General features: G+C 63.3%; 20 protein-coding genes and 1 pseudogene. 10 read left to right on the top strand and 11 right to left on the bottom strand.

Features of this window, described 5'->3' with window-relative positions; translation table 11 throughout:
• Window positions 1–4: 4 nt before the first annotated feature.
• The 3 genes from PGB28_RS10145 to PGB28_RS10135 are packed head-to-tail and all read right to left on the bottom strand — an operon-like array spanning window position 5 to window position 3,041.
• Window positions 5–1,018, bottom strand: coding sequence for an ABC transporter substrate-binding protein (locus tag PGB28_RS10145; protein ID WP_271421402.1), 1,014 nt, complete (start codon window positions 1,016–1,018; stop codon window positions 5–7).
• Complete coding sequence (locus PGB28_RS10140) at window positions 988–2,379, bottom strand: sensor histidine kinase (RefSeq protein WP_271421401.1); 1,392 nt, start codon at window positions 2,377–2,379, stop codon at window positions 988–990. The genes PGB28_RS10145 and PGB28_RS10140 overlap by 31 nt, the downstream gene beginning before the upstream one ends.
• Window positions 2,376–3,041 carry a response regulator transcription factor gene (locus tag PGB28_RS10135; protein WP_271421400.1) on the bottom strand — a complete coding sequence of 222 codons (666 nt, stop codon included), beginning with the start codon at window positions 3,039–3,041 and terminating at the stop codon, window positions 2,376–2,378. The genes PGB28_RS10140 and PGB28_RS10135 overlap by 4 nt, the downstream gene beginning before the upstream one ends.
• Window positions 3,042–3,160: 119 nt before the next feature.
• On the opposite strand from PGB28_RS10135, the gene PGB28_RS10130 reads away from it, so the two are divergent.
• The 5 genes from PGB28_RS10130 (at window position 3,161) to PGB28_RS10110 (ending at window position 8,290) form a co-directional block, all read left to right on the top strand.
• Complete coding sequence (locus PGB28_RS10130) at window positions 3,161–4,144, top strand: Bug family tripartite tricarboxylate transporter substrate binding protein (RefSeq protein ID WP_271421399.1); 984 nt, start codon at window positions 3,161–3,163, stop codon at window positions 4,142–4,144.
• Between the two features lie 139 nt (window positions 4,145–4,283).
• On the top strand, window positions 4,284–4,766 hold the full coding sequence (locus PGB28_RS10125; RefSeq protein ID WP_271421398.1) for a tripartite tricarboxylate transporter TctB family protein: 483 nt from the start codon (window positions 4,284–4,286) through the stop codon (window positions 4,764–4,766).
• A gap of 14 nt (window positions 4,767–4,780) precedes the next feature.
• A complete protein-coding gene (locus PGB28_RS10120; protein ID WP_271421397.1) occupies window positions 4,781–6,295 on the top strand; it encodes a tripartite tricarboxylate transporter permease in 1,515 nt (504 codons plus the stop codon).
• The gene (locus tag PGB28_RS10115; RefSeq protein WP_271421396.1) at window positions 6,285–7,514 is read left to right on the top strand and encodes a CaiB/BaiF CoA transferase family protein; all 1,230 of its coding nucleotides are present in this window, start codon (window positions 6,285–6,287) and stop codon (window positions 7,512–7,514) included. Before PGB28_RS10120 ends, PGB28_RS10115 begins: the two co-directional genes overlap by 11 nt.
• A complete protein-coding gene (locus PGB28_RS10110) occupies window positions 7,511–8,290 on the top strand; it encodes a citryl-CoA lyase (protein ID WP_271421395.1) in 780 nt (259 codons plus the stop codon). The genes PGB28_RS10115 and PGB28_RS10110 overlap by 4 nt, the downstream gene beginning before the upstream one ends.
• A gap of 167 nt (window positions 8,291–8,457) precedes the next feature.
• On the opposite strand, the pseudogene PGB28_RS10105 reads toward PGB28_RS10110, so the two are convergent.
• Window positions 8,458–9,336, bottom strand: a pseudogene (locus PGB28_RS10105) (NAD(P)-dependent oxidoreductase); the annotation flags it as partial.
• Between the two features lie 85 nt (window positions 9,337–9,421).
• Between PGB28_RS10105 and PGB28_RS10100 the strand changes: the two are divergent.
• A complete protein-coding gene (locus tag PGB28_RS10100; protein ID WP_271421394.1) occupies window positions 9,422–11,890 on the top strand; it encodes a penicillin acylase family protein in 2,469 nt (822 codons plus the stop codon).
• Between the two features lie 58 nt (window positions 11,891–11,948).
• Here the strand turns inward: PGB28_RS10100 and hflX are convergent, their stop codons facing one another.
• The 4 genes from hflX to trkA form a co-directional block, all read right to left on the bottom strand.
• A complete protein-coding gene (gene hflX, locus PGB28_RS10095) occupies window positions 11,949–13,202 on the bottom strand; it encodes a GTPase HflX (RefSeq protein WP_271421393.1) in 1,254 nt (417 codons plus the stop codon).
• Window positions 13,203–13,219: 17 nt separating this feature from the next.
• Window positions 13,220–13,459, bottom strand: coding sequence for an RNA chaperone Hfq (gene hfq, locus PGB28_RS10090; protein WP_271421392.1), 240 nt, complete (start codon window positions 13,457–13,459; stop codon window positions 13,220–13,222).
• A 149-nt stretch (window positions 13,460–13,608) separates the two neighbouring features.
• On the bottom strand, window positions 13,609–15,123 hold the full coding sequence (locus tag PGB28_RS10085; RefSeq protein WP_271421391.1) for a TrkH family potassium uptake protein: 1,515 nt from the start codon (window positions 15,121–15,123) through the stop codon (window positions 13,609–13,611).
• Window positions 15,124–15,126: 3 nt separating this feature from the next.
• Window positions 15,127–16,506: a Trk system potassium transporter TrkA gene (gene trkA / locus PGB28_RS10080; RefSeq protein WP_271421390.1), complete on the bottom strand. Its 1,380-nt coding sequence runs from the start codon at window positions 16,504–16,506 to the stop codon at window positions 15,127–15,129.
• A gap of 218 nt (window positions 16,507–16,724) precedes the next feature.
• Between trkA and PGB28_RS10075 the strand changes: the two genes are divergently transcribed.
• Window positions 16,725–17,654 (top strand): phosphoadenosine phosphosulfate reductase, encoded by a 930-nt coding sequence (locus tag PGB28_RS10075; RefSeq protein ID WP_271421389.1) that lies wholly within the window; start codon window positions 16,725–16,727, stop codon window positions 17,652–17,654.
• Between the two features lie 43 nt (window positions 17,655–17,697).
• Window positions 17,698–18,735: a dihydroorotase gene (gene pyrC / locus PGB28_RS10070; RefSeq protein ID WP_271421388.1), complete on the top strand. Its 1,038-nt coding sequence runs from the start codon at window positions 17,698–17,700 to the stop codon at window positions 18,733–18,735.
• Here the strand turns inward: pyrC and PGB28_RS10065 are convergent.
• Together PGB28_RS10065 and PGB28_RS10060 are read right to left on the bottom strand one after the other, a co-directional pair.
• The gene (locus tag PGB28_RS10065) at window positions 18,716–19,006 is read right to left on the bottom strand and encodes a hypothetical protein (RefSeq protein ID WP_271421387.1); all 291 of its coding nucleotides are present in this window, start codon (window positions 19,004–19,006) and stop codon (window positions 18,716–18,718) included. The genes pyrC and PGB28_RS10065 overlap by 20 nt on opposite strands.
• A gap of 3 nt (window positions 19,007–19,009) precedes the next feature.
• Entirely contained in the window at window positions 19,010–20,194 is a 1,185-nt protein-coding gene (locus PGB28_RS10060; protein ID WP_271421386.1) for a winged helix-turn-helix domain-containing protein, read from the bottom strand.
• Between the two features lie 221 nt (window positions 20,195–20,415).
• Between PGB28_RS10060 and PGB28_RS10055 the strand changes: the two genes are divergently transcribed.
• On the top strand, window positions 20,416–20,886 hold the full coding sequence (locus PGB28_RS10055) for a hypothetical protein (RefSeq protein ID WP_271421385.1): 471 nt from the start codon (window positions 20,416–20,418) through the stop codon (window positions 20,884–20,886).
• On the opposite strand, the gene PGB28_RS10050 is transcribed toward PGB28_RS10055, so the two are convergent.
• The gene (locus PGB28_RS10050; protein WP_271421384.1) at window positions 20,871–22,028 is read right to left on the bottom strand and encodes an alpha/beta fold hydrolase; all 1,158 of its coding nucleotides are present in this window, start codon (window positions 22,026–22,028) and stop codon (window positions 20,871–20,873) included. The two genes, PGB28_RS10055 and PGB28_RS10050, sit on opposite strands and share 16 nt — an antisense overlap.
• A gap of 121 nt (window positions 22,029–22,149) precedes the next feature.
• On the opposite strand from PGB28_RS10050, the gene PGB28_RS10045 reads away from it, so the two are divergent.
• Window positions 22,150–22,830: an orotate phosphoribosyltransferase gene (locus PGB28_RS10045; protein WP_271421383.1), complete on the top strand. Its 681-nt coding sequence runs from the start codon at window positions 22,150–22,152 to the stop codon at window positions 22,828–22,830.
• Window positions 22,831–23,028 lie beyond the last annotated feature (198 nt).

The following is a 23,028-nucleotide window of genomic DNA, read 5'->3' as shown; positions in this document are numbered from 1 at the left end:
GGCGCTACTGCACGATGGCGCTTTGCCATTCCGCCAGAAAGCTGCGTTTCTTGAACTGATCGAGAAACACCAAAAGCCCCGGCCCCAGCCTGATCCTATGCAGCGTGCTTTCCGCCTGCAGCGCGGTCAGGTCCACCCCGGCCAGCGGCGAAGCCTCCGGGCCAAAGCTCGGCGACAGAATATGATCGGCAAATCGCGCCGCGCCGTCGCGGTTCTGCGCAGTGACCGGGATCAGCAGGCTGCGCAGCATCACCGTTGTGAAATCCTGCGGCAACACGATGTGAAACCGGTCCGTATCGGCGCGCGTGACGGCATAGCTGCTCAGCACATTATAGGCGATGGCCAGATCGCCGCGTTCCACATCCTCGATCATGTCGGACGAGCAGCAATAGAGCCGTGCGCCCAGCGCGCCCATCACCTCGGTCAGCCGCCAGAACGTCTCGGATGCGCGGGTGTCCTGTGTGGCGAACAGGTAACCCAGCCCGGAGATCCGCACATCATAGGTGCCGATCCGCCCGCGAAACCGCTCGGGGTTCTGGCGCAACAGCTGGATCAGGTCCTGTCGGCTGCGCGGGATCGGCAGATCGGCAAAGGCCGCGCGCGACAGCACGATGGCCGCCGGTTCCTGGGTGAAGGCAAAGACCATGTCATTCCATGTGGCCCAGCGCGGCAAGCTGCGCGTGACATCGGAAAAATGCTGTTGGGCCAGCCCGTCATTGGCCAGCTTGGTCTGCAAATCCATGGCACTGGAAATGGCCAGATCAAAGCTCTGGCGTTCGTCCTGGATGGCTTTCATGAGTTCCGACGAACTGGCCACCGTGTAGTCCACGCGCAGCCCCGGCGCGCGGTCCAGAAAAGACCGGATCATCGGCTCGAAATAGGCGATATCGGCGGTAGAAATCACCTTGATTGTGTCCCCTGCCGCCTCGGGACCAAAGACCGCGCGGTCCTCGACCTCAAATGCACTGACCCAGGCGGCCCAAAGCGTCAGGATGCCGGAAAGAACAATCGCGCGCATGCGCCACCTCCGTCATTGTTGTCGATGGTAAAGCGCCCGCCATGGGCCACGGTCACATCCTCGACGATGGTCAGCCCCAGACCGGAGCCAACCACGCCCGAGACATTGTCACCGCGCGAAAAGCGCTGCACCAACCGGCGTTTGCCGCCCTCGGGAAAGCCGGGGCCGGTGTCGCTGACCTGCAAGCAGATCTCATTGCCGTCATTGCGCACCGAAACCGTGACCTCGGCCAGGGGCGGGCAGTATTTAATGGCGTTGTCCAGAAGGTTGCGCAGCGCGTTCTGCAACAGGATTGCATCCCCCTCGACCACCGCGTCCTCCATGCGGCCCAGGATCAGGTCAATGTCACGCATCTCTGACAAAACCCCCACCTGCGACACGGTTTCGCGTACCAGCGCGGGCAAATCGACCGGTTCGCACGCCAGATCATCAAGCCGGAATACCACCATCGCGTGATCCAGCAACTGCCCCGCCGTGCGCGAGCTTTCGTCGACGGCATGGATCATCTCGCGCACGGCGTTGCGCGTGTCCTCGTCCCGGACACGGCGCTGCACGATCTCGGCCTGTGTGCGCACGATGGCCAGCGGGGTGCGCACCCGGTGCGCGGCCTCGGCAATGAAATCCTCGGAGCGCGAGAGCGAGGTTTCCAGCCGCTTCATGAAGGAATTGAGCGAGGCCACCAGCGGCACCATCTCGGACGGCACCGGTGCCGACACAGGGCGCAGATCGCGCGGCCCGCGCCGCGACACCGCCCCGGTCAACCGGTTCAACGGGCGGATCGTGCTTTGCGCCACGATCAGCGCCAGCACCGCCGAGAGCGCAAAGAACCCGGCCCCCACGCCCAGCGCCACGCGCGAGATGCGCGCCATGGTCTGATCGCGCCCGGTCAGGGTCTGCGCCACCGACACGCTCAGTTGCTCATTGCCCAGATCGGTGGAAAACGGCCGCTCCACCGCCGCGATGCGCACCTGTGCCCCCAGAAATGCCGCCTCAAGAAAGGCGGGCTGCGCCTCGCCCGGTCGCTGGGGACGCGGCAGGTCCTGATATCCCGACAGGAACTCATCGCCCAGCCAGATCGCATAGAACACCCGTTCATCCGTCACCGAATCCAGCATGGAGAGCGCCGAATACGGCAGGTCGATCACGATCTCGCCGCCCGAGACCCGCGCCGAGCCAAGGATTGACAGGGCCGAGGCCGCGAGCACGTTGTCCTGGCTCTGCTGTGCCACCTGCCGGGTGACCGAAAGCACCACGAAATAGAGCAGAACCGCCAGCGCCGCCGCGCCCGCAAGCTGTACCAGCAGCAATCGCCGCCGGATCGAGCCTTGGGAAACGGGGTCTTGTCTGGCGGGCGCGCTCACGTCTGTTCCAGCTTGTAGCCAAGCCCCCGGACCGTGGTGATCCCGACATCGGAGCCCGCCAACCTGCGCCGCAGACGGCCGACATAGACCTCGATGGCGTTCTCGGACGGGTCCTCGTCATAGGAAAACAGCCGGTCCACCAGGGCGGATTTGGAGAATATCTGCCCCGGCGCGTTGATGAACACCTCGAACAGGCGCAGTTCGCGGGTCCGGAGCTGGACGGTTTCGCCGCCGATCTTCAGCGTCCCGGCAAGGGAATCGAATCCCAGATTACCCAGCGTGATGAGGTTGCGCGCCTCCCCGCCCCGGCGTCTCAGCACCGCCCGGCAACGCGCCTCAAGCTCGGAAAAGTCGATCGGCTTGACCATGTAGTCATCCGCGCCAAGGTCCAGAAGCCCCACCCGGTCCGACACTTCGGACCGCGCGGTGAGCACGATGACCGGGGTACTGGCGTCGGCGCTCCTGTGGCGTTCCAGAAAGCTGCGCCCATCGCCATCGGGCAGCATAATATCCAGCAAAATCAGATCGTAATCGGTCGTTGCCACATAATCCCAGGCGGTCGCCAGATCGCCCGCATGATCCACCACATGCCCGTCCAGATGCAGCCGCTCGACCACGGCTGAGGCCAGCGCCTCGCTATCTTCGATCAGGAGAAACCGCATGGGCCGTGCTTTCGTTTCAGGGAATTATCCGGACGTGTCAGGTTTATGTCAGGTTCATGGGCAAGTTTCATGAAACATGAGCGGGTCCCCCCGCCATTGTCAAATGGGAGGAAAATCTGATGACATTGAAACTGGGCCGTCGCGCCCTGATGGTAGCCGCGACCGCGGCGATGAGCTTTGGCACCCCTGTTCTGGCCGGCGGCCACCAGGTGCTGGACAGCATCCACTTCCTGATCCCCGGCGGCGCCGGTGGCGGTTGGGACGGCACCGCGCGCGGCACCGGTGAGGCGCTGACCAATGCGGGCCTCGTGGGCACCGCGTCCTATGAAAACATGTCCGGCGGCGGCGGCGGCAAAGCCATCGGCTACCTGATCGAGAATGCCGAGAGCAACCACGGCACGCTGATGGTGAACTCCACGCCGATCATCATCCGGTCGCTCACCGGTGTGTTCCCGCAGAACTTCCGCGATCTGACGCTCGTGGCTGGCACCATTGGCGATTACGCCGCGATGGTGGTTCCCGCCGACAGCAACATCGACTCGATGGCCGATCTTCTGGCCGCCTATGATGCCGACCCCAACAGCACCGCCATCGGCGGCGGCTCGGTGCCCGGCGGCATGGACCACCTGGTTGCGGCGATGGTGATGGAAGCGGCGGGCAAGGATGCGCTCGAAGTGAAATACATCCCCTATGACGCAGGCGGCAAGGCCATGGCAGCGCTGCTCTCGGGCGAGATCAAGGCGCTCTCCACCGGTTTCTCGGAAGCCGTGGCGCTGGCACAGGCCGGTGAAGTCAAGATCCTCGGCGTGACCTCGGACGAGCGCGTCGGCGCTTACGAGGATGCACCGACCATGAAGGAACAGGGCATCGACACAACATTCGTGAACTGGCGTGGCTTCTTCGGCGCTCCGGGCCTGCCCGAGGACCAGCTGGCCGCCTATCAGGATGCGATTGCCAAGATGTACGACACACCCGAATGGGAAGCCGTGCGCGCCCGCAATGGCTGGGTCAACATCCACAACTCCGGTGATGACTTCAAAGCCTTCCTGGAAAATCAGGAAAAGGTCATCGGCGATCTGATGAAGAAGCTGGGCTTCCTCTAAGGTCCACATGACCCAAATCCTGCGCGAGAGGCCTACCCTCTCGCGCAGGGCCCCCGAAATCTTCGAAAGATTTCGGTCCGATTTCTTCAAAAGAAATCGTCACCCCAAAACTTACCCCTGTCGCAAGGGAGGCCCGCTCATGGCCCTCGATCGCTGGATTGCCTTTGTCATCCTCTGCGTGGCGCTTGCCTATGGTTACGCCGCATTCTTCACCATGGACCAGTTGCTGCCGCCCTTCATGCAGCGCAACCCGATCTGGCCCTCGACCTTTCCCAAGGTTCTGGCTGTGCTGGCGATCCTGACTTCGCTGGTGATCCTGCTGGGGCTGGAGAAAGCTGACGCGGACAAGAAGCCCGCCGATATCGATTACCGCCGCCTGGGCGAGTACAATATCGGACAGGCGCTGCTGCTTCTGGGGCTGATGGTGGCTTACGCGCTGCTTCTGCGTCCTGCCGGGTTCCTGCTCTCGACCGTGGGGTTTCTGACCGTGGGGGCGATGATCCTAGGCGAACGCAAGCTGCATTACCTCATCCCCATCACCGCTCTGGCCACCGGTATCGTCTGGTATCTCGTCGAAGGCGTGCTGGGCATCTTCCTGCGCCCCCTCCCCATCTTCTTCTGAAAGGAGCCTGAGCCATGATCGAAGGTCTCATGATCGGCCTCAGCGCCGCCTTCTCGTTGCAAAACCTGTTGATGGTCATCTTTGGCTGCCTGATCGGCACCTTTATCGGCATGCTGCCGGGGCTTGGCCCGATGTCGATCATCGCCATCATGATCCCCGTGGCCATCACAATCGGCGACCCCTCTGCCGCGCTGATCCTGCTGGCCGGGGTCTATTACGGGGCCATCTTCGGCGGCTCCACGTCGTCCATCCTGCTCAACGCGCCCGGCGTGGCGGGCACTGTGGCGTCCAGTTTCGACGGCTACCCCATGGCCCGCAAGGGCCAGGCGGGCAAGGCGCTGACCATCGCGGCGATCTCATCCTTTGCGGGCGGCTCGATTGGCGCGCTGCTCCTGATGATCTTTGCGCCGATGCTGTCGACGGTGGCGCTCCTGTTCCATTCGGCGGAATATTTCGCGCTGATGGTGGTGGGCCTCTCGGCCATCGCGGCCTTTGCCGGGACCGGCAATGTGGCCAAGGCGGTTCTGATGACGCTGCTGGGACTGATCCTTGCCACGGTGGGCGAAGGCGCGCTGTTCAACCTGCCGCGTTTCACCATGGGCATCATGGACCTGCAATCGGGTCTCAGCTTCATCACCCTGGCCATGGCGATGTTTGCCCTGCCCGAAGCTCTGTTTCTGGTGATGAACCCAGCGCGATCCGCACAGGGCGACGGCGGCAAGATCACTGGGCTGCGCATCACCCGCGAAGAGGGGCGCAAGATCGCGCCCGTGATCGGCCGCCAGTCCATTCAGGGCTTCTTTATCGGCGTGCTGCCCGGGGCAGGTGCAACCATCGCCTCCTTCCTCGGCTACGCGGTGGAACGCAACATCGCCTCCAAGGAAGAGCAAAAGGAATTCGGCCATGGCTCCATCAAGGGGCTGGCCGCACCGGAAACCGCCAATAACGCCGCCTGCACCGGGTCTTTCGTGCCGCTCCTGACGCTGGGCATTCCCGGCTCGGGCACCACGGCGATCCTGCTCGGCGCGTTGATCGCGCTGAACGTGACGCCCGGTCCGCGCCTGATGATCGACGAGCCGCAGATCTTCTGGGCGGTGATCATCTCGATGTATATCGGCAACCTGGTGCTGCTGGTGCTGAACCTGCCGCTGATCCCCTATATCGCCAAGGTCCTGACGATCCCGCGCAATTACCTGATCCCCTTCATCCTCTTCTTCACGCTGATGGGCAGCTATATCGGCCAGAACAACGCCACCGAACTGCTGCTTCTGGTCGGCATGGGCGTCTGCGCGACAATCCTGCGCTTTGCCGATTATCCACTGGCACCGTTGCTCATTGGCTTCATCCTGGGCCGCATGCTCGAGGACAATTTCGCCCGCTCGATGCAGCTTTATGACGGGATGGGCTTCCTGATCGACCGTCCGATGACGCTGGGGCTTCTGGTGATCGCCGCGCTTCTGGTGGTGGTTCCCAGCTACCGCGCGCGTCGGGCCAAGGCACGGGCCAAGGGGATCGCCGATGGCGACTGAGACAAGGGCTGGTGGGCAAACTGCCCACCCTACGCCCGCGCCCCTGGCCGGGGTGCGGGTTCTGGATCTGACCAATGTGCTGGCGGGTCCCTTCTGCTGCTACCAACTGGCGCTGATGGGGGCCGAGGTGATCAAGGTCGAACGCCCCGGTTCCGGCGATCTGGCGCGCCAACTGGGCGCGGACCCGGCACGCAACGCGGCAGGCATGGGGATCAGCTTCCTCGCGCAGAACGCCGGGAAATCTTCGGTCACGCTGGATATGAAAGCGGACGAAGGCAAGGCCCTTTTGAAACGGCTGGTGGCTAGGGCGGATGTGCTGGTCGAGAATTTCCGCCCCGGCGTAATGGACCGGCTGGGACTGGGGTATGAAACGCTCAAAGAGGTTAATCCACGGCTGATCTACTGCGCCATTTCCGGCTTTGGTCAGGACGGCCCGTGGAAAGACAACCCCGCCTATGACCAGATCGTGCAGGGGATTTCCGGCGTGATGTCGATCACAGGCGACGCCGGGTCCGCACCGCTGCGGGTGGGCTATCCGCTGGCCGATACCGTCGGCGGCATGACAGCAGCCTTTGCCGTGGCTGCGGCGCTGAACGCCACCCCGCGTGGCATCTTCCTCGATATTTCCATGACCGAAGCGGTGATCTCGACCATGGGGTGGGTGGTGTCCAATCACCTGATTGGCGGCGTCCCCCCCGGCGCGCATGGCAATGAAAACACCACCTCCGCCCCCTCGGGCACCTTTGCCACCGCCGACCAACCGATCAACATCGCCGCCAATCGCGATGAGCAATGGCAGGCGCTGGCGCGGCATCTGGGTCTGGAGGCGCTACTCGACGATCCGCGTTTTCTCACGCGCGAGGACCGCAAGACCAACCGCCATGCGCTGCGCGCGGCGCTGGAAACCGTCCTGACGACCCGGCCCGCCTCTCATTGGGTCGATCCGCTCAACCGGCTGGGCGTGCCCACCGGCCCGGTGTTGAGCGTGCCACAGGTGCTGGAGGGCGAACAAACCCGGGGCCGCGACCTGATCCGCGCCACCAAACTGGCCAATGGCGAGGACATTGACCTGCTGGGCGCGCCGGTCATGGCCGATGGGGCACGAGCCCATGCCACCCTGCCCCCGCCGACACTGGGCCAGGACAATGACCGCATCTGGCGCGATCTGGGGCTGAATGAAGCTGACCTGACGCGGCTGAAACAGGAGGACGTGATATGAGCGATGTTTCCGACTGGTGGCGCACCGCCATCATCGACATGGAACCGGGCAGCATCCATCTGCGCGGCACGCCGGTTCAGGAGCTGATCGGGAATGTCAGTTTTGCCGAGATGATCTGGCTCATGGTCCGGGGCGATCGCCCCACCCCGGCGCAGGCGCGCCTCTTCGAGGCCGCGCTGGTCTCGGCCGTCGATCATGGCCCGCAAGCGCCCTCGATTGCCGCCGCACGCATGGCGGTGACCTGCGGCGTGGGGCTGAACAACGCCATGGCCAGCGCGGTGAACATGCTGGGCGACGTGCATGGCGGCGCGGGCGAACAGGCGGTGGAACTGTATCACCACATTGCCGGGTTCGACGGCGGAACCGCCGCCGCGCTCGATGGCTGGATCGCAGCGCAGGGCAAGATCATCCCCGGCTTCGGCCACCGCTTTCACGATCCCGTGGACCCGCGCGCGCCGCGCCTGATGCAACTGGTCTCCGAGGCCGTAGAGGCCGGGGCCTGCTCCGGAGATTTTGCCCGCATCGGACAGGCCATCGAGGCAGAGCTCAACCACCGCAAGGGCCGTGCCATCCCGATGAATATCGATGGAGCCACGGCGGTGATCTACGCCGAGCTGGGTTTTCCCGCCCCACTGGCGCGCGGGTTGTTCTGCCTGTCGCGCTCGGTGGGCATCCTCGCCCATGCCTGGGAGCAAATGGAGCAAGGTGGGCGCAACAAGGGACCGACACCGCCCAAATATCGCTGGACCTATACAGGGTCACACTCTGGCGAGTAAGGGGCTTTGCCCCTCTTGGCCCAAGGCCAATTCACCCCAGGATATTTCTCAAACCAGAGAAGCGAGGGACGGGTCCAGTCCTTCTTTGGCTCAAAAATATCCTGGGGGTCCGGGGGCAAAGCCCCCGGCCGGTCGGCGCAGGCGCAGCCTGCGACGAAACAAGAAACTCATCCCACTGTGTTCAACCGCTTGATCAGGCTGGAGGTATCCCAGCGCCCGCCGCCCAGCTTCTGCACATCCTTGTAGAACTGGTCCACCAGCGCCGTGACCGGCAGGCTCGCGCCCACCTCATCCGCCGCCGACAGACAAATCCCCAGATCCTTGCGCATCCAGTCCACCGCAAACCCATGCTCGAACTGATCATCCAGCATGGTCTCGTATCGGTTCACCATCTGCCACGATCCCGCCGCGCCGCCGCCGATCACATCAACCACCGCGCGCCCGTCCAGCCCGGCCTTTTGGGCGAAATGCAGCCCCTCGGACAGGCCCTGTACAAGCCCGGCGATGCAGATCTGGTTGACCATCTTGCACAGCTGCCCCGAGCCGCTTTCGCCCAGACGGCGGCAGGCCTTGGCATAGGCGTCGATCATGGGTTCCGCGCGCCCGTAGGCATCCTCGTCGCCGCCGCACATCACCACCAGCGCGCCGTTTTCGGCCCCCGCCTGTCCGCCGGAAATGGGCGCATCGACAAAGGCAATGTTCTTCTCCGCTGCCGCAGCATAAAGCTCACGCGTCACCAGCGCCGACACCGTGGTGTGATCGACAAAGACGCTGCCTGCGTCCATCCCCGCAAAGGCCCCATCGTCCCCGAGGCAAACCGAGCGCAGGTCATCATCATTGCCGACGCAGGACATGACAAATTCCGCGCCCTCGGCCGCTTCGCGCGGGGTCGCGGCAAAGGACCCGCCATATTCCGCCGCCCATTTCTCCGCCTTGGCGGTGGTGCGGTTATAGACCGTCACCTCGTGCCCCGCCTTGGCCAGGTAACCCGCCATCGGATAGCCCATGACCCCCAGACCCAGAAATGCAACTTTTGCCATGACGCGACCTCCCCGCTTTTGTCTTGCATGTAATTCCGTTACAGGTTCTCACCCGTGCAGGCCGGGTTGACAAGGGGCAAGGCAGAAAGTGATGGGCTTGGTTTTTCGATGGCTGCTGCGGCTGGCGACCGCATTGGTGGTGCTGGTCACGCTGGGGGTTGTGGCGGTCTGGTATCTCGCGTCGCGCTCGCTGCCCGAATATGACAAGACGCTTGAGGTCGCGGGGCTGAGCGCGCCGGTCGAGATCGTGCGCAACAACGCCAATGTCCCGCATATCTTCGGCGCGTCGGATCCCGACGTGTTCTTTGGTCTGGGCTATGCCCATGCGCAGGACCGGCTATGGCAGATGGTCACGCTGCGCCGCACGGCACAGGGACGCCTGTCCGAGGAATTCGGGCGGCGCACGCTCACCACAGATACGCTGATGCGGCGGCTGGATCTCTATCCGCTGGCGGTCAAATCCGTGGCCTCGCAGGACGCCCGCACGCTGGAGGCGCTCAAGGCTTACAGCGCCGGGGTGAATGCGCGGCTGGACGAGATCAACCGCGACGCGCTGGGCCGGGGCGCGCCCGAATTCTTCCTGTTCGACGCGCCCATCGCGCCCTGGCAGCCGGCGGATTCGCTGGCCATTCTCAAGCTCATGGCGGTGCAGCTCTCAGGCCATCTGAGCGAGGAAGTGCTGCGCGCGCGGACCTCGCTGATGGTGCCGGATGACGCGCGGCTGGCCGATATCCTGCCCGATGCGCCGGGCGCGGGCGTGGCGGCGCTGCCGGAATATGCGGCGCTGGTGCCGGAAATCGAAAAGGGCCACCAGCGCTTTGCCCGCGCATCACAGGACAGGCTGTCGCCCTTTGCCCCGCGCGGGCTGGCGGGGGCGTCGAACGCCTGGGCCGCCGCGCCCTCGCGCTCGACCTCGGGCGGGACGCTTTTGGCCAATGACCCGCATCTGGGCTTTTCCGCGCCCTCCACCTGGTATCTGGCGCGGTTGGAACTGTCCTCGGGCGGGGTGATCGGCGGGACCATTCCGGGCCTGCCCGTGGTCACCGCGGGCAAGACCCCCAATCTCGGCTGGGCCGTAACCTCGTCCTATCTCGACGATCAGGACCTCTATATCGAACAGCTCAACCCCGAGAACCCGCAGCAATACCGCACCCCGGGCGGGTTCAAGGCATTCGAGACGCGCCGCTCGATCATCGAAATCAAGGATGAAAGCCCGGTCACAGTCACCTTGCGCTGGACGGATAATGGCCCGGTGCTGCCCGGATCGCATTATGATCTGGGCGAGATCACGCCGCCCGGTCACGTCGCCGCGCTGGCCTGGACCGCGCTGTCGGACAAGGACACATCCCTGAGCGCCGCCATGGCCCTGATGTACGCGCAGAACGTGGACGAAGCGATTGCCACGGGCGCGCGCTATATCGCGCCCAGCCAGAACCTGACGCTGGTGGACCGCGAGAGCATCGCCATGAAAACCGTGGGCGCGATGCCGCGCCGGTCGGCCCAGCATCAGAGCAAAGGCCGCCTGCCCACCAAGGGCTGGATGGCCGAGAACCGCTGGCAGGGCACCCTGCCCTTTGCCGACAATCCCGAATTCCTGCGCCCCGACGGCGGCATCGTGGGCAACACCAATAACAAGACCGTGGACCGCCCCTTCCCGGAACATGTCTCATTCGATTGGGGTGACAGCCAGAGGGTGCAGCGCTGGCAGCGGCTCATGCAGGGGCGGCAGGTGCATACGCGCGACAGTTTTGTCGAGGCGCAGCTTGACACGGTGAGCTTTGCCGCGCGCTCGCTCCTGCCGCTGATTGGCGCGGATCTGTGGTTCACCGGCGAGGCCGCGCCGGACGGCACGATCGAGCGGCAACGGCAGCGCGCGCTGGCGCTTCTGGCGGAATGGAACGGCGAGATGAATGAACATCTGCCCGAGCCGCTGATTTATGCGGCGTGGCTACGCGCGTTGCAGGACCGGCTGATCCGCGATGACCTTGGGCCGCTGGCGGATGAGTTCAAACATGTGGAGCCGCTGTTCATCGAGCGGGTCTATCGCGATATCGACGGGGCCAGCGCATGGTGTGACATCATCCAGTCCTCCCCGGTCGAGACCTGCGTGGATATCGCCCGGATGGCGCTGGAGGATGCGATCATCTGGCTGGAGGAAAACCACGGCCGCGATCTGGCGGCGCTGCGCTGGGGCGATGCGCATCAGGCGACCCATGATCACCCGGTGCTGGGGGAGGTTCCGGTGCTGCGCTATTTCGTGAATATCCGCCAGTCCACCTCGGGCGGCGATCACACGCTGCAACGGGGCCGCACCAGCGGCACGGACCCTGCGCCGTTTCAGAACGTGCATGGCGCGGGATATCGAGGGGTGTATGACTTTGCCGATCCGGATAGTTCGGTGTTCATCAACGCGACCGGGCAATCGGGGCATTTCCTGTCACGCCATTACGACGATCTGGGCAGCCTGTGGCGGCGCGGAGAATATATCCCGATGTCGCTGGATGAAGAGCTGGCCCGCGCGGCGGCGACCGGGGTCACCACGCTGGTGCCGCGCCCGTAGGGCGGGCAGTTCTGCCCACCGCTTCTGGCGGAAAGGGGTGGTGGGTTAACAACCCACCCTAAAGCCGCGCGAACTGCGCCTCCTGCATGCGCGTCCATTGCACCGTCAGGCGGAAGCCCTCTTCGGTCTGCGCCTCACCCGTCACCACGCCCCTTTCAAACAGCCAGGCGCGTTTGCGCCCCTCGTCAAAGCGCAGGGTGAGCACCGCTTCGTGCTTTTCAGCGTCCAGCGCGCGGGTGACCGCAGTGAGGAACTCCGCCATCCCCTCGCCCGTCACTGCCGACATGGCGACGATGCCGTCTTCGCGCGCGGCGCGGGTCAGCAGCGCCTCGTGCTCATCGGGCGGCAGGCGGTCGATCTTGTTCCAGATCTCCAGCTGCGGCGTGTCCTCCGGCACACCCAGACCATCCAGAATGGCGCGCACATCCTCGGCCTGTTCCTCGGTGCCCTCATGGGAAATGTCGCGCACATGGCAGATCACATCCGCCGCCAGCACCTCTTCCAGCGTGGCGCGGAAGGCGGCGACCAGTTCGGTGGGCAGGTCCGAGATAAAGCCCACCGTGTCGGACAGGATCACGTCCAGCCCGGTCTCAAGCTTTACCGCCCGCATCGTCGGGTCCAGCGTGGCAAAGAGCATGTCCTTGGCCATCACGTCCGCGCCGGTCAACCGATTGAAAAGCGTGGATTTCCCAGCGTTGGTGTAGCCCACCAGCGCGACAATCGGGAACGGCACCTTGGCGCGCGCCTTGCGGTGCAGGTCGCGGGTCTTGACCACCTTGTCCAATTGACGGCGCAGGCGCACAAGCTGGTCGTCGATGGCACGCCGGTCGGCCTCGATCTGGGTTTCGCCGGGACCGCCGACAAAGCCCAACCCGCCGCGCTGGCGCTCAAGGTGGGTCCAGGCGCGGACCAGCCGCGTGCGCTGATAGGAAAGCGCCGCCATCTCGACCTGCAACACACCTTCGCGGGTGGCGGCACGGTCCGAGAATATCTCCAGGATCAGCCCGGTCCGGTCGAGGAGCTTCACGCCCCATTCCTTCTCAAGATTGCGTTGCTGAACCGGGGTCACCGCGCCGTCCACAAGCACCAGCTCGACCTCTTCGGCCTTGAACCGCGTGGCCAGTTCTTCGATCTTGCCCTTGCCAAAGAGCTTGCCGGGCTGGGCGGATTTGAGGCGCACCACATCGGCGCCGATCACCTCGAGATCGGGCAAGGCTGCGGCCAAAGCCACGGCTTCTTCAAGCGCCGGACCTGCCGCCCGACGATGCTTGTCGCTGGTGATGTCGGGATGCAGGACCCAGGCACGGGTCACATGCGTGTCATGCTCTTTCAAGCGCTGTCTTCACCGTCATAAAGATTAATCGGCTGGGCCGGCATGATCGTCGAGATCGCATGTTTATAGACAAGTTGCGACTGACCATCGCGGCGCAAGAGCACGCAGAAATTGTCAAACCATGTGATCACGCCCTGCAGTTTCACGCCGTTGATCAGGAATACCGTCACCGGAACCTTGGTCTTGCGCACGTGATTCAGGAATGCGTCCTGCAGGTTCTGTCTGTCCGAAGCCATACCAATTTGCCTTTGTTCTTACGCTGTTGCCGCGGATCGGCCCCCTCGCTGAGAGCTGAGTATGTAGCGTGTGCAAGTGACTTTCCACCCTTAATTTCCTAAAGTTATGCCGCGCTGCAGCAAAAGTCAATGCTGCAGCGCGGCGTCACTCAGTCGCGCCACAGGTTGGGAGACAAAAGCGCGATAATGGCCAGTGTCTCCAGGCGCCCCAGCACCATGGCGGCGGCAAAGACCAGCTTGGCTGCGGGCCACAGCTCGACCAGCTCGATCGGCGCGTCCAGCGCCACCGCCGTCAGCGGCCCGGTCGTGGACAGCGCCGAAATCGCCAGCACCAGCGCCGCGTCAAAATCCACGCCCAGCCCGCCCAGAACAATCGTCACCGAGGCCAGCGAAATGGCAAAGAGCATGAAGAATATCCAAGCCACGAATGCCCCCTGCCTGCGGATGCGGCGGCTCAGCGCGCCGGCATTGCCGACCGAGGAGGGATGCACCAGACGCTCGATCTCGCGCATACCGTTGAGATAGAGCGCAAACACCCGAAGCAGCTTGACCCCGCCCGCCGTTGTCGCAACCCCGCCGCCGATCATGGCAAGGCCCAGGAGGATCATGCCGGGATTGTCGAGCCCCGACCAACCGCGCGCCTCGGCCCAGTCGGCGCTTTCGAACCCGGTGGTGGACAGGAAGGACAGCACCGTAAAGATGCTGCCCCACAGCGCCTTGAGCGCAGCCCAGAAATTGTTCACCTCGTCCACGTCCAGCGCCCCAGCCCAATGCCGCAGGAAGAGGAAACCGGGCACCATCACCACCAGCAAAAGCCCGATGCGGAATTCAGGATCGTTGCGCAGATCGCCGCTCGCCCCGGTGACCGTGTCATTGGAAAAGGTCAGGCGCGAAAGCGCAAACAGCAGGAACAGGAAGATCAGCACTTCGCCCACGAAGCCCGCCGCGCCGTTCTGTACCCCGCCCACCGGAGAGATTCCGGAGGTCGCGATGGTCGACGCGGCGTGTGAGAAGGCCACGAGCGGCCCTTCTCCGCTGATCAGCAACGTCACCCAAAGCGCCAGCGTCAGCCCCGCATAGACCGGGATCAGCCGCCAGGAGGTGCGCAACACCCGTGTCATGGGGTCGGCCCCGTCCATCATGGCAACGCGCGCCTCACCCCGGCCCGGCTCGGCACTTGCGGTGACCTCGAACCCGCCAAGGTTCAGCGGGGCAAGGATGGCGGCGGCCGCGATCCACATGAGCAGCCCCCCCATCCAGCCCACCAGCGCGCGCCACAGATGCAGGGTGGAACTCAGCCGTTCAGCGGGAAACAGCGTGGCCCCGGTGGTGGTAAAGCTGGACACCATTTCAAAATAGGCGTTGAGAAACGATGTGGTGCGCAGCGCCTCGAAAAACGGAACGGCCATGGCCAGCGGCAACACGGTGAACGCGCCCAGCAGTGCGAGCAACTGCCGCAGCCCCGAGCGGTTATGCACCCGGTTGGACATGGCAATGCCGATCAGGCTGACCAGAATGAGGATCAGCACCCCGGCATAAAAGAAACTGCGCATCTCATGGAAGTTTTCGATGGTGAGCGCATGGCCTGCAGGCACCAGCATCGACAGGCCAACCAACCCCAGAAGCTGCAGAAAAAGCGGCAGGTCATGCAGGCGCGTCAGCATGGCTCAGAAGAAGTCGATGGAGACCTGCAAAAGGCGCTCCACCTCTGGCACATCCTTGGACAGGGCAAAGAGCACGATCACGTTGCCCTCTTCGATGCGCAGCCCGCCGGTCGGGCGCACCACCTTGCCGCCTTCCTGCATGACCGCGCCCACCAGCACGCCCTCGGGAAAGTCGATGTCGCGGATGCGCTGGCCCGCGATGGGGCTGGTCGACAGCACCTCGGCCTCGATCACCTCGCCCTCGGCATCACCCACGGAATAGACGCCACGCACCCGGCCATGGCGGATATGGCGCAGGATCGAGCTTACGGTTGTGGCGCGCGGATTGATATAGGCGTCGATGCCCAAAGGCCCCATCAGCGGCACCAGTGTCGGGTCATTGATCAGCGCGATGGCATAGGGGCAGCCTTCGGATTTGGCGCGCACGGCGGCCAGCATGTTGACCTTATCGTCGTCAGTCACGGTCAGCACCGCGTCGGCGCGGCTGATATTCGCCTCGGCCAGCAGGGCACTGTCCAGCCCGTCGCCATTGAGCACGATGGTGCGCTCCAGTAGGTCGGCGGCGTGTTCGGCGCATTTGCGACTTTTCTCAATGACCTTGGCGCGGATGCGGTCGGCGCGGCCCTCCAGTGCCATGGCCACGGCCAGGCCGACATTGCCACCGCCCACAAGCACAACGCGTTCCTGCTTGCGCTGGTCCTTGCCAAAAATCTCCATCGTGCGGGTCACGTCCTCGACATGGCACATGATGTAACAATCATCGCCCGCCAAAAGCTGGTCCCCCGGCTCGGGCGCAAACAGCGTGCCTTCGCGGCGCACGGCGACCACCAGCGAGCGCAGGGTCGAGAACAGGTCCGTCAACTGCCTGAGCGGCGTGTTCAGCACCGGGCAGTCTTCGGTCAGGCGAAGACCAAGGAACTGGGCCTGACCCTCCAGAAAGCTTTCCGTGTCAAAGGCCGCCGGGGCCGACAGGCGCTGAAGCGCGGCATCCGCCACTTCCTTTTCGGGGCTGATCACCACGTCGATGGGCATGTGATCGCGGCGGTACAGGTCGGAATAGATCGCATCGAGATAGGATTGCGAGCGCAGCCGCGCGATCTTGCGCGGGATGGCAAAGACCGAATGCGCCACCTGACAGGTCACCATGTTGACCTCGTCCGAATAGGTGGCGGCGATGATCATGTCGGCATCGCGCGCGCCCGCCTTGTCAAGGATATCCGGATAAGAGGCGAAGCCCGCAATGCCCTGCACGTCCAGCGTATCGGTGGCACGGCGCACCAGGTCGGGGTTGTTGTCCACCACCGTGACGTCGTTGCGTTCGCCCGAAAGATGGCGGGCGATCTGCCACCCCACCTGACCGGCACCGCAAATGATGACCTTCATGGCCCAGGCTCCCCTGCCCCTTTGTCGCGAGGGTTATCCTTGGCAGATGCAGCCGGAACGGTCAATGCGGGCCAGATGCCAAGCCCGCGCCCCACCCCGGCGGGGGCCTCCTGCCGACAAATTGCCCAGATTGCCCGGGATTGTTTCCAATTTTCGCCTAAATCTTCCGATACCCTGACCCAAATGCCGCCCGTTCAAGGGCGATTGAGGATGTCGCGATGCAGGATACGCCAAACACATTTGACACGCCGATGGCCGATCTGCCCAAGGCGGAGTGGTTTGCCGCGCTCAGGGATATTGCCGAGGAAGAAGGGTTTTATACCGGTCTCGGCCCGAAACACGCCGCTGCCTTTGTCGAAGAAGGCGACACGCTGCTGGTCACATTCGAGAGCTATCAGGGCATCCAGACCCTGTCCGATGCCGGTCAACCGCTGGGCTTTGACCTCGTGCGGGCGATGGGATGGTCGCATCTGGGTGTGATTTCCGATGGCGAAACCTGGTTCCGCGACGAAAACATCTACCGTTTCTTTGACGAACTGACCGATGACGGGTTCTTCGACGAATTCGACAAGGTCATCTTTTACGGCGCGGGCCCCTGTGGCTATGCCGCCGCCGCGTTTTCCGTGGCCGCCCCCGGTGCCACCGTCGTCGCCGTCCAGCCGCAAGCCACGCTGAACCCGCGCGTCGCCGGCTGGGATGATCGCTTTACCGATCTGCGGCGGATGGATTTCACCTCGCGCTACGGCTATGCGCCTGACATGGTGCAAGGGGCCGACCACGCCTTTGTGATCTATGACCCGCAGGAGACATTGGATGCGATGCATGCGGCGCTGTTCACTGCCGACAATGTCACCATGCTGCCCACCCCCTTTCTGGGCGACACCGTGCAGAGCGATCTGCTTGAAATGGCGGTGCTCTACCGGGTGCTGGCCAAGGCAGGCACCGGCAAGCTCGATACCCAGAGCTTTGCCCGGCTGATGCGCGCGCGCCGTGCACATCCCCCGTATCTGCGCAATCTGCTGGCTGTGCTGGACCGCGACGGTCGCACCGAGATGGCCGAGCAGCTATGCCGCTTTGTGGTCTCGCGCCACAACGCGCCGAAATTCCAGCGCCGTCTGGACCAGATGGAAGCGCAGAAGGCGGGCTGAACACCTCTGGCCCTGCCCCGCGCTCTGGTGTAATCGACAGGGCATGACCCAGAGCCTCACCATCCGCCGCCCCGATGACTGGCACCTGCATCTGCGCGATGGCGCAATGCTGCGCGCCGTCCTGCCCGAAACCGCGCGCCATTTCGCTCGCGCGATCATCATGCCCAATCTCGTGCCGCCGGTGGTGACCAGCGCCGACGCCGCCGCCTATCGCGACCGGATCATGGATGCGATGCCCGAGGGCGCGGATTTCACCCCGCTGATGACGCTTTACCTGACCGAGGACACCGATCCCGACGATCTGGCCGCCGCGCATGACTCTGGCCTGATCACGTCCGTGAAGCTTTACCCCGCCGGGGCCACCACCAACTCCGCCAGCGGCGTCAAGGATTTCGACAAGGTCCGCCCGGTGCTGGAGCGCATGGCCGAGATCGGCTGCCCGCTTTGTGTGCATGGCGAGGTCACCGACCGCGAGATCGACATTTTCGACCGCGAGGCGGTGTTCATCGACCGGGTGCTCGACCCGATCCGCCGCACCACGCCGGGGCTGCGGGTGATTATGGAACATATCACCACCAGGAACGGCGCAGACTACGTCGCCTCTGCCCCCGAGGATCTGGGCGCGACGATCACCGTGCAGCACCTGATGTTCGACCGCAATGACATGCTGGTGGGCGGCATGCGCCCGCATTACTACTGCCTGCCGATCCTGAAACGCCGCGAACACCGCGAGGCGCTTCTGGCCGCCGCCACTTCGGGCGATCCGCGTTATTTCCTCGGCACCGACTCGGCCCCGCACCCGACCCACGCCAAAGAGGCCGAATGCTGCGCCGCGGGCTGTTTCACCGCGCCCATCGCGCTGTCCTGTCTGGCGCATGTGTTTGAAGAGGCGGGCGCGCTGGACAAGCTCGAAGGCTTTGCCTCGCTCCACGGTCCGGCCTTTTACGGCCTGCCGGTGAATGACGACACGATCACGCTGAGCAAGGGCGACGCGCTGGAAATTCCGAAAACCCTGCCCGCAGGCGACCACACTGTCACCGTGTTTGATCCGGGCCTGCCGCTCAATTGGCGGGTGGCCTGAGCGGAACGCCTGCACGTTCGGCCCCGCTCCACAACCGCGTGCGCACCTCGGGTAAGTGAATAGCCCGGGCCATGACATAGGTCGCAAGATTGAAATCGGCTTTCAGCCGAAGCAGACGCTCAGTGGCATCCGCCGCGGCGTCTTGATTGCCAAGATGGGCCTGTGCAGCAGCTGTGTAGAGGTGACGTTCGATGAATTCCGGTGCTTCGCTAAGCGCTGTGACCGCCTCTTCATAGCGTCCCAGATTGAAACGTGAAATCCCTGCGCCCACGGCTTACCACTCCGGCCAGGTCTCGTTCAGCGCTTTCGACCGATCCGACCATTCGACTGAGCTTTCGCCCAAAACGTTGCGCCAATTTCCGACCCAGGCAGCCTCGGCCAGAACATCGGCATTGGCCGGGGCCAGTTCCACCGCGCGCCGGATAACCTTTTCCGCCCGATCGAAATCCCACCGATGCCCTTCCAGCCAGTTACGTTGCACCAAGGTTTGCGGGTCGTCAGGCTTGAGGCGCATTGCCTCTTCGATGATTGCGATCCGCGCCTCCATGATCGGGCGCAATTCCGATGGTGTGCTTGCATTGCTGCCCTGCAAAGCATGAACAACAGCCAGCGTTGACCAAGCCTTGTGAAACGAAGGGTCTATCTCGATGGCTCGGCGGAGATGCTCGGCCGACTTGAGATAGGCTGCAGGCGTAAACCGGTGCTTGTACTCGGTGCCGATCAGGAAGTGTTCATACGCATCCAGATCGTCTGTCCCCCGCAGATGCGCCGCGCTTCGGTCGCTTCGGGCAATTGCGCCGCTCCACTCCGCGCCCAACGCCCCACTGACCGCCGTGGAAATCGCATCCTGCATGTCAAACCAGTCGCTTTCTGCGCCGCGCCACTTGTCCGCCCAGACGATTACCCCGGTATCGCTGGAGCTCAAGCGGGCCTGAACCTGTATTTCGCTGGCCTGTTCCTGAATGTCGCCGGACAACACGTAGCGGGCCTCAATCGCGCTTGCCGTCCGCTTCGATGTCACGTCCAGCCATGCGTTGAGCGCAAGTTGACCTGCGATATCCGCAGCCAATGCCTGACCCAGGCGTGACCAGTGCGAGTTGTCACTCATGTTTTCAAATGGTTCAATGTGAATTGATGGTGCGCTGTTATCGCCCGTGGGATTGTTCCACACAGCGAGCCATCCCCCCAGCACCATGGCGGTTGCGACGGCAACTGCCGCTGCAGTCACCCACCGCCACCGCGCCCGTGGCCTTTCGGTCGCTTCGGTCTGCTCAAGCACATAGCCCCGCCCCGGCACATTGCTGAGCGTCAGCCCCGTTTCGGGTCCGAGCTGCTTTCTGATCTCGGCGATGCATTGATATAGCGAGTTTTCCGTGACCTCGACATCCGGCCAGACCGCATCCATCAGATCGTCTTTCGAGACCACCTTTCCACGGTGGGCCAGCAGATGATCGAACACCGCCGCGCTGTGTGGGCGTTATCCGGCGCGGATCGAATTCCGCGCCGTTTCAAAACCATCGGCTGATCGGCCAAGTCCAATATCAACCATTAGCGTACTCCCCGCCTTAAAATCAGGCATTTCAAGGGATTTCAGACAATTTCAGACATCAATTCAGGACAAAACCACACCCTTGTTACGACCTTGGTCGCAGATCTCATGATTACAAATTGGGTGCGAAAATGGAATTACTTATCGATGCATTGCTGGATTGGATCGGCGACAACACGGATTACGAAACGCACGACATTCCCCATCCCATCGTCCGCCAACTGTCTCCACATTCGCTGACCCGCGAGTTTTACAGTGACGTGGCGCATCTCATGCCCGATGACGGGGTGGATGAACGGATCAACGCGCTTTTTGCCCAGACCGATGGCCCGCATGGGACAATCTATATCATGGCAGCAAAATATGTGGACGGCGCGGCAGAGTTCGACCATCCGACCGACAATCCGCTGTTTCGCGAAATTCTGCTGCATGAGTTGGTGCATCACGTGCAATGGCAGGCCGGGGCCTCGGCCAGTTGGGACTGCCTCGCGCTTGGCGAACCCGAGGCCTACCAGCTTGGCGGGCGCTACCTGAAACAGACCGGCACCACCGATCCCTTGCCGAACCGCAATTTCTGGGGCCGGATTTATGCCCGCTGCTGAGATGCGCCCTGCGCCATGCCATGTGCCGAGACAAAAGATTCGATGCATTCGAGCGTGCGTTCGAAATCTTCGGTGCCCGGCACCGGCAGGTGAGACGCGCCGGGAAGCGTTACGAGGGTTGCCCTAGGAACCATGGAGGCGATCTGCCGACCTGCCGCAACGGGCACCATCGGATCGTCTTCTGCATGCAGCAGCAACACCGGCACCGAACAGGCCGCTGCTTGCTCGCGCACATCCACCCGTCCAAAATAGTCCATAAAGATCATAATGCGCTCCGGCGCGATAGAGGCCCGTTGCAAGGCGTCGAACGAGGCCCGGACCGAGTCGGGCGCATTGGCGATGATGAGATTGCTCAGATATGCCCGTGTCGCCGCATTGTCGCTGTCCCAACCGGCACGCACGACCGCGCATCGCGCCTCGTAGTTTTTCTGGCGCACGGGGTCTCCGCCAACCTGTGCGCCCACTACATATCCACCTCGCCCGATGATGCCGAGCACCTGTTCCGGGTGACGCGCCGCGTAAGCAAATGAGGCCGATACACCCTGGCTGGCCCCATAGAGAAAAAACCGGTCCAGTTCAGCGGCCTCGACAACCGCTTCCATATCCGCCACCGCATCCTCATCCGAAAAGCGCGAAATGTCCCAATCCGACAGCCCGTTGCCACGCTGATCAAACCGCACGAGACGCCCGATCCGGCTGAGCCCCCGCAGGAATGGCGAATGCAGTGAACTGTCCCGCTCCATCCCGATATGCGAAATCCAGTTGGGGCATTTCAGGATCGGAATTCCGGCCCCGGACTCCGTCCAGGCAATACGCAGCCCGTCGCGGCTGGTGGCAAAGCGCACCGGTGCCTGCTCAAGTGGCGACGGGCCCGCTTTCTCTTGTGAATGCCAGCGGTAGCCACGCCCATGGACGGTCTCGATCCTGTACCCCTGGCACGCTTCCAGTGCCCTGCGCGCACCATGCACTGCCTGAAACAAGGAGTCTTCTGACACATGAATGTCGCCCCAGACCGCGGACAGGATGTCATTCTTGGGCACGAGCTCACCACCTGCTCCGCGCAACACCTCAACAAGCCGCGCCGCGTGTGGCCGCATTTTCGCGCAGGCGGCTTCCAACTCGCGATCGATTTCAACTGTCATGATGCCGCCCTCCGCATTCATCTTATGAAGAACAACTATGAATGCAATTCGATACACGGGCTTCTCTTGCTGGGACAAATCCAGTATCCGAACGCGAACCCGCACAGCGAAAGATATGCCGATGATCCCCTCGACCTACCCCGCCAAGGAAGAAATCGCCCGCCTCACCGCCCGTATGCTGCTGGAAATCGGCGCGGTGAATTTCAACACGGACGCACCTTATATCCTCGCCTCCGGCCTGCCCTCGCCCAGCTATATCGACTGCCGCAAGCTGATCTCTTACCCGCGCATCCGGTCGACGCTGATGGATTTCCTGACCGTGACCGTGATGCGTGAGGCCGGATTCGAGGCGTTCGACAATATCGCCGGTGGCGAGACGGCGGGCATTCCGTTCGCCGCAATGGTGGCCGAGCGCATGGCGCTGCCCATGACCTATGTGCGCAAGAAGCCCAAGGGCTATGGCCGCAACGCGCGAATCGAAGGTGCGATGTCCGAGGGGCAGCGGGTGTTGCTGGTCGAGGACCTGACCACTGATGGCGGCTCGAAACTGAGCTTTGTGGATGCCATCCGCGAGACCGGGGCCAGCTGTGGAAACACTGCCGTGATCTTCTATTACGACATCTTCCCGGAGACCGAAAAAACCCTTGGCGACCACGGCGTTGCCCTGCATGCGCTGTGCACCTGGTGGGACGTTCTGGCGGAGGCAAAAGCGCAGGGCAAATTCAGTGCCAATACGCTTGCCGAGGTCGAAACATTCCTGAAAAACCCGCGTAAGTGGCAAGAAGAAAACAAACCTGCCTGACCCAAGGTCAAGCGGAGAATTTTCCTAGAGTGCGGCACAATATATTGGCGCAAATCTCTGAATTGTGCCAATATGCGGTGGATGAACCACATCCACAGTTTGTCCACAGGGATATACAATTTGCCCTTGGCGCAGGCCATTTGCTATGTCCTGCCGCGGGGACAGCGCGACGGTCAAATTAGCCGCGCGACAAAGGGA

The sequence above is a fragment of the Primorskyibacter aestuariivivens genome (genome assembly GCF_028023675.1).
Classification (GTDB): domain Bacteria; phylum Pseudomonadota; class Alphaproteobacteria; order Rhodobacterales; family Rhodobacteraceae; genus Marinovum; species Marinovum aestuariivivens.
The sequence above is the reverse complement of the archived record's forward strand: the minus strand, read 5'-3'. Positions and strand labels throughout refer to the sequence as shown.